General features: G+C 72.7%; 11 protein-coding genes. 6 read left to right on the top strand and 5 right to left on the bottom strand.

Annotated elements, in window-relative coordinates:
* Nucleotides 1-24: 24 nt before the first annotated feature.
* The gene (locus ETU37_RS07115; protein ID WP_129986558.1) at nt 25-1,395 is read right to left on the bottom strand and encodes a hemolysin family protein; all 1,371 of its coding nucleotides are present in this window, start codon (nt 1,393-1,395) and stop codon (nt 25-27) included.
* A gap of 84 nt (nt 1,396-1,479) precedes the next feature.
* Here ETU37_RS07115 and ETU37_RS07110 point away from each other — a divergent pair, with 84 nt between their 5' ends.
* The gene (locus tag ETU37_RS07110) at nt 1,480-2,613 is read left to right on the top strand and encodes a GNAT family N-acetyltransferase (protein WP_129986557.1); all 1,134 of its coding nucleotides are present in this window, start codon (nt 1,480-1,482) and stop codon (nt 2,611-2,613) included.
* On the opposite strand, the gene ETU37_RS07105 is transcribed toward ETU37_RS07110, so the two are convergent.
* Entirely contained in the window at nt 2,603-3,829 is a 1,227-nt protein-coding gene (locus ETU37_RS07105; RefSeq protein ID WP_129986556.1) for an MFS transporter, read from the bottom strand. The two genes, ETU37_RS07110 and ETU37_RS07105, sit on opposite strands and share 11 nt — an antisense overlap.
* 70 nt (nt 3,830-3,899) lie before the next feature.
* On the opposite strand from ETU37_RS07105, the gene ETU37_RS07100 reads away from it, so the two are divergent.
* Together ETU37_RS07100 and ETU37_RS07095 are read left to right on the top strand one after the other, a co-directional pair.
* A complete protein-coding gene (locus ETU37_RS07100) occupies nt 3,900-4,586 on the top strand; it encodes a DUF402 domain-containing protein (RefSeq protein ID WP_165372438.1) in 687 nt (228 codons plus the stop codon).
* 46 nt (nt 4,587-4,632) lie between these two features.
* On the top strand, nt 4,633-5,604 hold the full coding sequence (locus tag ETU37_RS07095; protein WP_129986554.1) for an oxygenase MpaB family protein: 972 nt from the start codon (nt 4,633-4,635) through the stop codon (nt 5,602-5,604).
* A 135-nt stretch (nt 5,605-5,739) separates the two neighbouring features.
* On the opposite strand, the gene ETU37_RS07090 is transcribed toward ETU37_RS07095, so the two are convergent.
* The 3 genes from ETU37_RS07090 to ETU37_RS07080 all read right to left on the bottom strand — a co-directional run bounded on the left by ETU37_RS07090 (nt 5,740) and on the right by ETU37_RS07080 (nt 8,827).
* Nucleotides 5,740-6,009: a hypothetical protein gene (locus tag ETU37_RS07090; protein WP_129986553.1), complete on the bottom strand. Its 270-nt coding sequence runs from the start codon at nt 6,007-6,009 to the stop codon at nt 5,740-5,742.
* Between the two features lie 115 nt (nt 6,010-6,124).
* A complete protein-coding gene (locus ETU37_RS07085) occupies nt 6,125-8,353 on the bottom strand; it encodes an NADP-dependent isocitrate dehydrogenase (RefSeq protein ID WP_129986552.1) in 2,229 nt (742 codons plus the stop codon).
* Nucleotides 8,354-8,491: 138 nt separating this feature from the next.
* On the bottom strand, nt 8,492-8,827 hold the full coding sequence (locus tag ETU37_RS07080) for a PepSY domain-containing protein (RefSeq protein ID WP_129986551.1): 336 nt from the start codon (nt 8,825-8,827) through the stop codon (nt 8,492-8,494).
* Nucleotides 8,828-8,949: 122 nt separating this feature from the next.
* Between ETU37_RS07080 and ETU37_RS07075 the strand changes: the two genes are divergently transcribed.
* Genes ETU37_RS07075 through ETU37_RS07065 form a run of 3 tightly spaced genes read left to right on the top strand, consistent with a single transcriptional unit; the run spans nt 8,950 to nt 12,028 of the window.
* Nucleotides 8,950-9,627, top strand: coding sequence for a response regulator transcription factor (locus ETU37_RS07075; protein WP_129986550.1), 678 nt, complete (start codon nt 8,950-8,952; stop codon nt 9,625-9,627).
* The gene (locus tag ETU37_RS07070) at nt 9,627-10,982 is read left to right on the top strand and encodes a sensor histidine kinase (protein ID WP_129986549.1); all 1,356 of its coding nucleotides are present in this window, start codon (nt 9,627-9,629) and stop codon (nt 10,980-10,982) included. The genes ETU37_RS07075 and ETU37_RS07070 overlap by 1 nt, the downstream gene beginning before the upstream one ends.
* Before the next feature lie 56 nt (nt 10,983-11,038).
* Nucleotides 11,039-12,028 (top strand): malate dehydrogenase, encoded by a 990-nt coding sequence (locus ETU37_RS07065; RefSeq protein WP_129986548.1) that lies wholly within the window; start codon nt 11,039-11,041, stop codon nt 12,026-12,028.
* The last annotated feature ends 55 nt before the right edge of the window (nt 12,029-12,083 follow it).

Genomic DNA, 12,083 nt, shown 5'->3' with positions numbered 1-12,083 from the left:
TGTCAGGCTCACCCAGGCCGCGGGTCACGAGGCCTTGTCGTCGGGCACGCCGGACACGACGGCCGTGGTCTCGGCGTCCGCGTCCGGCGTGGTCTCGGGCGCGGGCAGCGGCCCGTCCGGGGGTACGACGGTGACCAGGACGCGCCCGACCCGGCGGTTCTCGACGTCCTTGACGACCATCCGGTGGCCCTCGAAGTCGACGCTGTCGCCCTCGGTGACGAGCCGGCCGAGCCGGGCCATGAGGAAGCCCGCGACCGTCTCGTAGGGGCCCTCGGGCAGCTCGATGCCGGTCTCGTCCTCGAAGTCGTCGAGGTTGATCAGGCCGTCGACCTCGATGTCGCCGCCGCGCAGCCGGGTGGTCTCGGCCTCGTCGACGTCGTACTCGTCCTTGATGTCGCCGATGAGCTCCTCGACGAGGTCCTCCATCGTCACGATCCCGGCCGTGCCGCCGTACTCGTCGGCGACGATCGCGAGGTGGGTGCCCTCGCGGCGCATGTCGGCGAGGGCGGCCAGGATCGGGCGGGTCCACGGCAGCACGAGGCTGTCGCGGGCGAGCTCGCCGACGCGCACGGACCGGTTGGCCATGTCGGGGTCGAGCAGGTCGCGCACGTGCACGAAGCCGAGCACGTCGTCGGCGGACCCGCGGATGACCGGGTAGCGCGAGTGCGGCTGCGTCAGCGCCTCGCGGGCGGCCTTGTAGACGGGCGTGCTCGCGTCGAGGAAGTCGACCTCGGTGCGCGGGATCATCACCTCGCGGATCTGCCGGTCGCCGGCCTCGAACACCTCCTCGACGATCCGGCGCTCCTCCTCACCGAGCGTCTCGTGGGCGTTGACGAGCTCGCGCAGCTCCTCGTCGCTCATCTGCTCGGACTTGGCGTCCGGGTCGCCGCCGACGAGGCGCACGACGAAGTTGGTGGAGACCGAGAGCAGCCAGATGACCGGCCGGAACACCTTGGAGATCTTGTCGACCGGCGGGCCGAGGACGAGGGCGAAGGTCTCGGCGCGCTGGAGGGCGAGCCGCTTGGGAGCGAGCTCGCCGAGGACGAGCGACAGGTACGAGATCGCGATCGTGACCAGCACCAGCGCCAGCGCGCCGGCGAAGCCCGGGGGGACCCCCCAGCCGACCAGCACCGGCTCGAGGTCGTCGGAGAGGGTGGCGCCACCGAAGGCCGCGGACAGGAAGCCCGCGAGCGTGACGCCGACCTGCACGGCGGCGAGGAAGCGGTTGGGGTCCTGGTTCAGCTCGGCCACGGTGGCGCCGCGCCTGCCGCGGGACGCGAGCGAGCGGGCCTGACTGTCGCGCAGTGACACGAGGGCGATCTCGGCGGCGGCGAAGAGGCCGCCGATCAGCACGAAGACCACGACGAGGCCGATGTTGGCCAGGGTTCCGTTCACCGTCGGGTCATCCGTCTATGACAGTCGTCCATGCACCAAGGATAAGAGTTTGCGAGGGGTGCTCGTGATCGCCAGGGTTGCGGCATGCGCTTCCCGGACGACGTGCCCACCCTCACCGACGGCCTGGTGACGCTGCGCGCCCATGACGAGGGCGACGTGCCCGCCCTGCTGGAGCAGGGCACGGACCCGGCGATGGTCGCCTGGACGACCGTCCCGGTCCCGGCGTCCGAGGAGTCGGCCCGGGTGTTCGCGACCGAGATCATCCCGGCCGGCTGGGAGAGGGGGACGTCCTGGGCGTTCGCCGTCGAGGCGGCCGACGAGACCGGGACGCCGCGGTTCTGCGGGACGGTCGAGCTGCACGACCGGGGCGCCCTGCGGGCCGAGATCGCCTTCAGCGCGCACCCGTGCGCGCGCGGACGCGGGCTGATGGAGCGGGCCTGCCGGCTGCTGCTGGAGTGGGGCTTCCGCACGCAGCGGCTCGAGACGGTGATCTGGTGGGCCCACCAGGGCAACTGGGCGTCGCGCCGGCTGGCGTGGCGGCTGGGCTTCTCCTGCGACGGCACCGTGCGGCGCTGGCTGACGCAGCGCGGCGACCTGCGCGACGCCTGGGTCGGCGTGCTGCTGCACGGCGAGCCGCGCGAGCCGCGGACGCCCTGGCTCGACGCGCCGCGGATCGACGGTCCGACGGTGTCGCTGCGCCCGTTCCGAGCCGGCGACGTGCCCCGGGTCGTCGAGGCCTGCCAGGACCCGACCACCCAGCACTGGCTGTCGCGGATGCCGTCGCCGTACACGCGTGCCGACGCGGAGGCCTACCTGGAGACCCGCCGCGAGCAGCTGGCGTCAGCGGAGGGGGTCTCCTGGGCGGTCGCCGACCCCGCGACCGACGAGCTCCTCGGGGCGCTGTCGCTGTTCGACCTGCGTCCCGGCGCGACGGCCGAGGTCGGCTACTGGGCGCACCCCGACGTCCGGGGGCGCGGCGTGATGACCGCCGCGGTCCGGCTGGCCGTGCGGCACGCGTTCGTGCCTGTCGAGGACGGCGGTCTCGGCCTGCACCGGCTCACCGTGCTGCACGCGGACGGCAACGTCGGGTCGCAGCGGGTGATCGAGCGGAACGGCTTCACCTACGTCGGCCGCGAGCGGGAGCAGGCGCGCCTGCGGGACGGGACGTACGTCGACCACTTGGCGTACGACCTGCTCGCGCGCGAGTTCAGGCCCTGACGACGTCGCGCCGGTGCAGCAGCACCGACCACGCGAGCAGCACGAGCCCGGCGGCGGACAGCGCCACGCCCACCCACGCGGTGGAGGCGTAGCCCCAGCCGGCGGCGATCACGAGGCCGCCCAGCCACGCGCCCAGGGCATTGGCGATGTTGAGCGAGGAGTGGTTGAGCGCGGCGCCGATCGTCTTGGCATCACCCGCGACGTGCATGAGCCGCAGCTGCAGGTTGATCGTCAGCACCCCGCCGGCCGCGGACACGAAGAACACCGTGAGCAGGCCCGGCCACAGCGCCGCGGACGAGAACGAGAAGACCGCGAGGCCGACGCCCATCGCCGCGCCGCTCGCGACCAGGGAGCGCAGCACCGACCAGTCGGCGAGCCGGCCGCCGAGGATCGTGCCGATCACCGCGCCGAGGCCGAACGCCAGCAGGAAGACCGGGATCATCGACCGCGACTGGCCGGTGACCTCGGTGACCGTCGGGGCGATGTAGGAGTACATCGCGAACATGCCGCCGAACCCGACGGCGCCGACGAGCAGCGTGAGCCACACCTGCGGCTCACGGAACGCCCGCAGCTCGCGCCGGCCCGTTGCCTCGGGGTCACCGGGCGTCGACGGCACCAGCGCGAGCACGAGCAGCACGGTGGCGACCGCGACGAGCGCCACGGCGCCGTACGTCACGCGCCAGCCGAGGTGCTGACCCATCCAGGTGCCGAGCGGGACGCCGGCGACGGTGGCCAGCGGCAGCCCGAGCATCACGCGGCTGACCGCGCGGCCGCGGCGCTCCGGCGGCACCAGCGAGGCGCCGACTAGGGAGGCGAGGCCGAAGTACGCGCCGTGCGGGATGCCCGACACGAATCGGGCCAGCGTCAGCTGGCCGTAGTCCTGGGCGAGCGCGCTGGTCACGTTGGCGACCGCGAACGCGACCATCAGCCCGATGATCAGCGCACGGCGCGGCAGCTTGGCGCCGAAGACGGCGATGACCGGGGCGCCGACGACGACGCCGAGGGCGTACGCCGAGATCACGTGCCCGGCCGCCGGGATCGACACCGAGACGCTCTCGGCCATCTCCGGCAGCAGGCCCATCGTCACGAACTCGGTGGTCCCGATCGCGAACGAGCCCACGGAGAGCGCGGCGATGGCGGCCGCGACCCGGCGCGGCGACGGGTACGTCGCGCGGCCCGGCGCGGTGCGGTCGGTCGTGGTGGCTGGCGCGGTCACACCTGGCCCAAGACACCGCGCACCCGACCTATTCCCGCCCGGCGGTGTGGCGCGTGGCACGATCGCCGCGATGCCGCGAACGACCGAGACGACCGACACCCCACCCCGCCGGCCGAGCGGCACGCCACCCTTCTGGCAGCCCGGCGAGCAGGTCTGGTGGCGCTACCTGCGGCCGGGCTGGCGACCGGGCGACCCCCAGACGGTGCACCCGGTGACCGTCGTCCGCGACGACGCCGACGCCCTGGTGGCGTGGATCGCGCCCGGCACGCCGGTGGCCCGGCCCGAGCGGCCGGACGGCCGCAGCATGCGCGACGCGCCGATCGAGGAGATGTTCACCGCGCCGCGGGTGCAGCGGTGGGGCACCTGGTTCGGGCGCGGCAACATCCGGTACGCGCCGACGGGCAGGCCGTGGTCGGTCTGGCTGTTCTGGGCCGACGACGGCCGCTTCGACGGCTGGTACGTCAACCTCGAGGACCCGCACGTACGCGACGACCGCAACCTCTGGACCCGGGACCACGTGCTCGACGTCGAGGTCGAGCCGGACGGGACGATCACGATGAAGGACGAGCACGAGCTGGTCGCGGCCGTCGAGCAGGGCCGGTTCACGCAGGACGAGGCCGACCGGATCCACGCCGCGGCGCGCGACGCGATCGCCGAGGTCGAGGCCGGGCGTCCGCCGTACAGCGAGGGCTGGGCGGCGTTCCGGCCCGACCCGACCTGGCCCGTACCGGACCTGCCGCCGGACCTGCGCCCCTGACTCCTGGACCTTGACAGTGTTGGTGTCACTGTCGAGACTCGACGGCATGCTGCGCCGCACCCACTGGCTCCGGCAGCTCGCCCGGCTCGACCCGGAGACGGACTACGAGGAGATGTACGGCCTCACCGTCCGGCACGAGTTCCCGTGGGACATGAACCAGTCGCTGTCGTTCGCGCTGTTCCGCACCTACGCGGTGCCGTCGATCGGCCGGCTGCTCGACGAGACGGGTGAGTTCGCGCGGCGTCCGCAGAAGCGGTACGACGACACGAGCCTCCTGCTCGACGAGGTCGCCACCCACGGCCTCGACTCCGACGGCGGCCGGCGCGCGGTCCGCCGGATCAACCAGATGCACGGCGCCTACGACATCTCGAACGACGACATGCGCTACGTGCTCGCGACGTTCGTCGTGGTGCCGAAGCGGTGGATGGACGACTACGGCTGGCGGCCGTTCACGCCCGGCGAGGTGGCGGCGAGCACGCGCTACTACCGCGAGCTCGGCCGGCGCATGGGGATCAAGGAGGTCCCGGAGACGTTCGACGGGTTCGCCCGGCTGCTCGACGACTACGAGGCCGCGCACTTCGCCTTCGACGAGGGCGGCCGACGGGTCGCCGACGCCACGATGTCGCTGATGACGACGTTCTACCCGCGCGTGCTCGCGGCCCCGGTGCGGCTGTTCGCGCGGACGCTGATGGACGAGCCGCTGCTGGCGGCGTTCGGCTACCACGCTCCCCCGGCGTGGGTGGTGCGCGTGGCGCGCGGCGGTCTGCGGCTGCGCGGCCGGCTGGAGCGGCTGCTGCCGGCCCGCCGGGAGCCGCTGACCGTGCGCGACCTGCGGTGGATCCGGAGCTACCCCGACGGCTTCGACGTCGAGGCCATGGGGACGTTCCCGGAGCGGTGCCGGGCGACGAGCACGGCGGCCCCGAGCACGGCCAGCGCGAGCCCGACGACGAGCAACCGGAGCGATGGAGCGCTCTCCTCGCCCGGTGGCGGAGGCAGGAACTGCGAGACGACGGCGTAGAAGCCGGCGAGCACCAGCATGGTGGCGAGCGACGTGACGTAGCCGCGCTCGCGCTTGCGCAACCAACGGGTCATCTGTCCCCCCAGGACGGTCTGACCTGGGAATGCCCGCGGCGGCGGCGCGGCAAACGGTGGTCTAGCTGATCGGGTGGAAGCCGTCGCGCTTCACGCGCTTGTAGAGCCAGAAGGACCCGACGGCGACGAGCACGAGGCCGACGCCGGTCCACAGCCACGGGTTCGCGTCCTCCTGCTCGGGCGACCTCGCCGGCAGCCAGGGGGCGACGAGCGCAAAGATGCCGAACAGGATCAGGAACGCCGCCGCGCTCGTCAGGAATCCTCGGAGTCGACGTTGGTTCCACTCGCGGAACGTCTCGTCGTCGTCCCCGTCGTCGGTGCGGTCGACCATGACCGTTCCCCCGTCCTGTCGTCGTACCGGGAACGGTTCCCCTGGCCGCCGGACCGGAAACGACAACGGGCCCCGCCGAGGTCGGCGGAGCCCGTCGTGCGGGTCGTGCGGGAAGTCAGCCCAGCGAGGCGAGTGCGTCGTTGAGCGTCTTGGACGGGCGCATCACGGACGTGGCCTTGGCCTCGTCGGGGCGGTAGTAGCCGCCGATGTCGGCCGGCTCGCCCTGTACCGCGAGCAGCTCGTCGTTGATCGCCTCCTCGCTGTCGGCCAGCGTCGACGCGAGGTCGGCGAACGCCTTGGCCAGCTCGGCGTCCTCGGTCTGCTGCGCCAGCTCCTGCGCCCAGTAGAGGGCGAGGTAGAAGTGGCTGCCGCGGTTGTCGATCTCGCCGGCCTTGCGGCTCGGGGACTTGTTCTCGTTGAGGAACGTCCCGGTCGCCCGGTCGAGCGTGTCGGCGAGGATCTGCGCGCGGGCGTTGCCGGTGGTCTGCGCGAGGTGCTCGAAGCTCACCGCGAGCGCGAGGAACTCACCGAGGCTGTCCCAGCGCAGGTGGTTCTCCTTGACCAGCTGCTGCACGTGCTTCGGCGCGGAGCCGCCGGCGCCGGTCTCGAACAGGCCGCCGCCGTTCATCAGCGGCACGACCGACAGCATCTTGGCGCTGGTGCCGAGCTCGAGGATCGGGAACAGGTCGGTGTTGTAGTCGCGCAGCACGTTGCCCGTCACCGAGATGGTGTCCTCCCCCTTGCGGATCCGCTCCAGGGAGTACGCCGTCGCCTCGGCCGGCGACAGGATCTCGAGGGTGAGGCCGTCGGTGTCGTGCTCGGGGAGGTACTGCTCGACCTTGGCGATGAGGTTCGCGTCGTGGGCGCGGCTCTCGTCGAGCCAGAACACCGCCGGCGTCCCGCTGGCGCGGGCCCGCGTGACGGCGAGCTTGACCCAGTCGCGGATCGGGGCGTCCTTGGTCTGGCAGGCGCGCCAGATGTCGCCGGGCTGCACGTCGTGCTCGATGAGCACCGTGCCGGACGAGTCGACGACCTGGACCTGGCCGGCGGCCTGGATCTCGAAGGTCTTGTCGTGGGAGCCGTACTCCTCGGCCTTCTGCGCCATCAGGCCGACGTTGGGCACCGAGCCCATCGTGGCCGGGTCGAAGGCGCCGTGGGCGCGGCAGTCGTCGATCACGGTCTGGTAGATGCCGGCGTACGACGAGTCCGGGATCACCGCGAGGGTGTCGGCCTCCTCGCCGTCGGGGCCCCACATGTGGCCGGACGTGCGGATCATCGCCGGCATCGAGGCGTCGATGATGACGTCCGACGGCACGTGCAGGTTGGTGATGCCGCGGTCGGAGTCGACCATCGCCAGCGTCGGGCCGTCGGCGATGCCCTGCTGCACGGCGGCCTTGACGGCCTCGCCGTCGGGCAGCTGCTCGACGGCCGACAGCAGCGCGCCGAGGCCGTCGTTCGGGCTGATGCCCGCGGCCTTGAGCTGCGCGCCGTACTGCTCGAACAGCGTCGGGAAGAACGCCTGCACGACGTGGCCGAAGATGATCGGGTCCGAGACCTTCATCATCGTGGCCTTGAGGTGCACCGAGAACAGCACGTCCTCGGCCTTCGCGCGGGCGACCTGCTCGGTGAGGAAGCGGCGCAGCGCGGCGACGTCCATGTAGGTGGCGTCGACGACCTCCCCGTCGAGGACCTCGATGCCGTCCTTGAGCACGGTCTCGGTGCCGTCGGTGGCGACGTGCTTGATGGTGAGGGTGTCGTCGCCGTCGATGACGACGGACTTCTCGTTGGAGCGGAAGTCGTGCTCGCCCATGGTGGCGACGTTGGTCTTGGAGTCGGAGCTCCAGACACCCATGCGGTGCGGGTGCGCCTTGGCGTAGTTCTTCACCGACGCCGGCGCGCGGCGGTCGGAGTTGCCCTCGCGCAGCACCGGGTTGACCGCGGAGCCCTTGACCTTGTCGTAGCGGGCGCGGACGTCCTCGTCGTCGGCGCCCGTGACCTCGTCGGGGTAGTCGGGCAGGTCGTAGCCCTGCTGCTGCAGCTCCTTGATCGCGGCCTTGAGCTGCGGGATCGAGGCGCTGATGTTGGGCAGCTTGATGATGTTGGCCTCGGGCTTGGTGGCCAGCTCGCCGAGCTCGGCGAGGTCGTCGGCGACCCGCTGCTCGTCGGTGAGCCGGTCCGGGAACTGCGCGAGGATCCGGCCCGAGAGCGAGATGTCCCGGGTCTCGACGCCGACGCCCGCGGTGGAGGCGTAGGCGGAGACGATCGGGAGGAACGAGTGCGTCGCGAGCGCGGGCGCCTCGTCGGTGATGGTGTAGATGATCGAGTTCGGTCGAGCGTCGCTCACGTGAGTGGCTCCGTTCCGCACGTACGGCGTGGGTCGAGGAAAGTTTCTTGACGTCAAGATATCTCATGCCGTCGCCGGCGTGCACCGGCCGTCCCATCCTGCCGCGCGTGCGGAACGCACGCGAGGTCTCGTCCGCGCTCAGTCGTCCCCGCCGGACCCGCCCTCTCCGGCGTCCTCGTGGTCGCCCTCGATCACGACGACCTGCATCTGCTCGTCGAGGCGGACGTCGACGGTGCTGCCGTCCTCCTTCGTCACCTCGACCTCCCAGGTGGCGCCGTCCTCGCTGTCGCGCTCGACGCTGTTCGCCGTACCACCGTGGGTGGCGGCGAGCGCCGCCTGGGTGGCCCGGTCAGCCTCGGGTCCCGTGACCGTGACGTCGCCGTCGTCGCCGGTCGCGACCGCGACCCCGCCGGCCACGCCCGCGATCACGACGGCCCCGCCGACCACGGCGGCGACCTTGGTGCGCTTGTTCATGTCGACCTCCTCGGGATGAGGCTGCCAGGCTCGCGCACCGCACCTGAAGCGACGCTGAACCCGCCTGGACCGACCCGGCGTCGCTCAGCGCGCGTTCAGCCGCGACGTGCCACCGTGGGCACGTGCGCGTGCTCGTGGTCGACGACGACGCCCGGCTGGCCGGCGCGCTGCGGCGCGGCCTGGAGACAGAGGCCTTCGCCGTCGACGTCGCGGCCGACGGCGACGAGGGCGCCTGGTACGCCCAGGAGTTCCCCTACGACGTGATCGTCCTCGACGTGATGCTGCCCGGCACCGACGGCTACACGCTCTGCGCGCGGCTGCGCGAGGCGGGCAACTGGACCCCGATCCTGATGCTCACCGCGAAGGACGGCGACAGCGACGAGGCGCACGCCCTCGACACCGGCGCCGACGACTACCTCGCCAAGCCCTTCTCGTACGTCGTGCTGCTCGCCCGGCTGCGCGCACTGCTCCGGCGAGGGGGTGGCGAGCGGCCGACGGTCGTGACCGTCGGCGACCTCACGCTCGACCCGGCCGCGCACCAGGTGCGGCGGGGCGACGAGCCCCTGGAGCTCACCCCGCGCCAGTTCGCGCTCCTCGAGCTGCTGATGCGCCACCCGGGCGAGGTGCTGGCGAAGCAGGAGATCCTCGACCGGGTCTGGGACTTCGCCTTCGACGGCGACCCCAACATCGTGGAGGTCTACGTGCGGCAGCTCCGCACCCGGATCGACCTGCCGTTCGGGCGCGCGTCGATCCAGACCGTGCGGGGCGCCGGCTACCGGCTCGATCCCGGCGGCGGCTGATGCCCCGGCTGCTCCCCCGCTCCGTGCGGGCGCGCACGACGCTGGTGGCCGGACTCGTCGTCGCGGCCACGCTGGCGCTCGCGTCCGTCCTGCTCGTGGCCGGGCTCACCCGTTCGCTCGCGGCGTCGAGCGACGACGTCGCCCGCTCGCGCGCGGCCACGCTCGCCGCGCAGCTCGCCGCCGGCACGCTGCCCGCGGAGGTCGACGCGATCGGTGACGACTCGTTCGCCCAGGTGGTCGACGGGGAGGGCCACGTGCTCGCGGCGTCGGAGAGCATCGTCGGCGCGCCGGCCGTGTCCGACCTGCGGCCGCGCGGGACGGACCCCGAGGTCCACACGATGCGCGGCGTGCCCGACGACGACGAGACCGAGGACTACCGGGTCTGGGCGCTCGCGGCGCGGACATCCGACGGCGGTCCTGCGGTGGTGTACGTCGGGCCGAGCCTGGAGTCGGCACAGGAGGCCGGCGCCTCGCTGGTGAGCGGGCTGCTGGTGGCGGTCCCCCTGCTGGTCGTCGCCCTGTGCGGCCTGGTGTGGGTGCTCGTCGGACGGACGCTCCGCCCCGTCGAGACGATCCGCGCCGGGGTCGCGGCGGTCGACGGCCAGGTGCTCGACCGGCGGGTGCCCGAGCCGCCGACGGGCGACGAGGTGGCCCGTCTCGCCGTCACGATGAACGCCATGCTCGCCCGGCTCGAGGAGGCCGACACCCGGCAGCGGGAGTTCGTCGCACACGCCTCCCACGACCTGCAGAGCCCGCTGACCGCGCTGCGCGCCGAGCTCGAGGTGGCGCTGGCCGACCCCGAGCGGGCCGACTGGCCGGCCGTCGCCCGTGGCGCCCTGGCCGAGAGCGACCGGATGGAGACGCTGGTGCGCGACCTGCTGTTCCTCGCCCGCTCCGACGCCGGCGGCGGGGACCGGCCGCCGCGGCTGCTCGACCTCGACGACGTGGTGCGCGAGGAGATCGAGCGGGCCCGCACGTCGTCGCCCGTGCCGCTCGCCTGCTCGCTGCAGCCGGCGCCGGTGCGCGGCCACCGGGACGATCTCGCCCGGCTGGTGCGGAACCTGCTGTCCAACGCCGTGCGGCACGCGCGGTCCGCTGTCACGGTCACGCTCGCCGCCGAGGAGGGGCACGCCGTGCTGCACGTGGCCGACGACGGCGCGGGGGTCCCCGCCGACGATCGGGAGCGCGTGTTCGAGCGGTTCGTCCGGCTCGACGAGGCCCGGCGCCGTACCGGACTGGCGGACGAGGGCACCGGCCTCGGCCTCGCGATCGTCCGCTCGGTCGCGGCCGCCCACGGGGGCACCGCCCGCCTGCTGGACGGCTCGACGGTCGAGGTCAGGCTGCCGACGGCGTGAGCCGGGAGCGCTGCTAGCGTCACGAGCATCCACCCGAGCTTTTCCGAGGAGTCGTCGTGAGCAACGCCCCCGTCAAGGTCGCCGTCACCGGCGCTGCCGGCCAGATCGGCTACAGCCTGCTGTTCCGTCTCGCCAGCGGCTCGCTGCTCGGCCCGGACACCCCGATCCAGCTGCAGCTGCTGGAGATCACTCCGGCGCTCAAGGCGCTCGAGGGTGTCGTCATGGAGCTCGACGACTGCGCGTTCTCCACGCTGGCCGGCGTCGAGATCGGCGACGACCCGAACACGATCTTCGACGGCGTCAACCTCGCCCTCCTCGTCGGCGCCCGCCCGCGCGGCCCGGGCATGGAGCGCGGCGACCTGCTCGAGGCCAACGGCGCGATCTTCACCGCGCAGGGCAGGGCCCTCAACGCGGTCGCGGCGGACGACGTACGCGTCGGCGTCACCGGCAACCCGGCCAACACCAACGCGCTCATCGCGATGACCAACGCCCCCGACATCCCGAGCGAGCGGTTCTCGGCGCTCACCCGGCTCGACCACAACCGCGCCATCTCGCAGCTCGCGGCGAAGACCGGCGCGAAGGTCACCGACATCAAGAAGATGTCGATCTGGGGCAACCACTCGGCGACGCAGTACCCCGACATCTTCCACGCCGAGGTGGGCGGCAAGAACGCCGCCGAGGTCGTCGACGACCAGGCCTGGATCGAGAACGACTTCATCCCGACCGTCGCCAAGCGCGGCGCCGCCATCATCGACGCGCGCGGCTCCTCCTCGGCCGCGTCCGCCGCCTCGGCGACCATCGACGCCGCCCGCGACTGGCTGCAGGGCACGCCCGACGGCGACTGGGTGTCGATGGCGGTCAAGTCCGACGGGTCGTACGGCGTCCCCGAGGGCCTGATCTACTCCTACCCCGTCACCACCAAGGACGGCTCGTGGGAGATCGTCCAGGGCCTCGAGATCGACGACTTCTCGCGCGCCAAGATGGACGCCACCGCCGCCGAGCTCGCCGACGAGCGCGACGCGGTGAAGGGGCTCGGCCTGATCTGATCCGCGTGCCCGGCGCCGCCGGGTGCGCCGAGAGGCCACTTTCCCACCGACACGC

Origin of the sequence: Nocardioides iriomotensis, assembly GCF_004168035.1 — a bacterium.
GTDB classification, from domain to species: domain Bacteria; phylum Actinomycetota; class Actinomycetes; order Propionibacteriales; family Nocardioidaceae; genus Nocardioides_B; species Nocardioides_B iriomotensis.
The sequence above is the reverse complement of the archived record's forward strand: the minus strand, read 5'-3'. Positions and strand labels throughout refer to the sequence as shown.

What these genes read in the sequence shown, in the direction of transcription:
- ETU37_RS07080 (WP_129986551.1), bottom strand. Translation starts at nt 8,827, where the DNA reads ATGAACAAGCGCACCAAGGTCGCCGCCGTGGTCGGCGGGGCCGTCGTG.
- ETU37_RS07070 (WP_129986549.1), top strand. Translation starts at nt 9,627, where the DNA reads ATGCCCCGGCTGCTCCCCCGCTCCGTGCGGGCGCGCACGACGCTGGTG.
- ETU37_RS07095 (WP_129986554.1), top strand. Translation starts at nt 4,633, where the DNA reads ATGCTGCGCCGCACCCACTGGCTCCGGCAGCTCGCCCGGCTCGACCCG.
- ETU37_RS07090 (WP_129986553.1), bottom strand. Translation starts at nt 6,009, where the DNA reads ATGGTCGACCGCACCGACGACGGGGACGACGACGAGACGTTCCGCGAG.
- ETU37_RS07100 (WP_165372438.1), top strand. Translation starts at nt 3,900, where the DNA reads ATGCCGCGAACGACCGAGACGACCGACACCCCACCCCGCCGGCCGAGC.
- ETU37_RS07110 (WP_129986557.1), top strand. Translation starts at nt 1,480, where the DNA reads ATGCGCTTCCCGGACGACGTGCCCACCCTCACCGACGGCCTGGTGACG.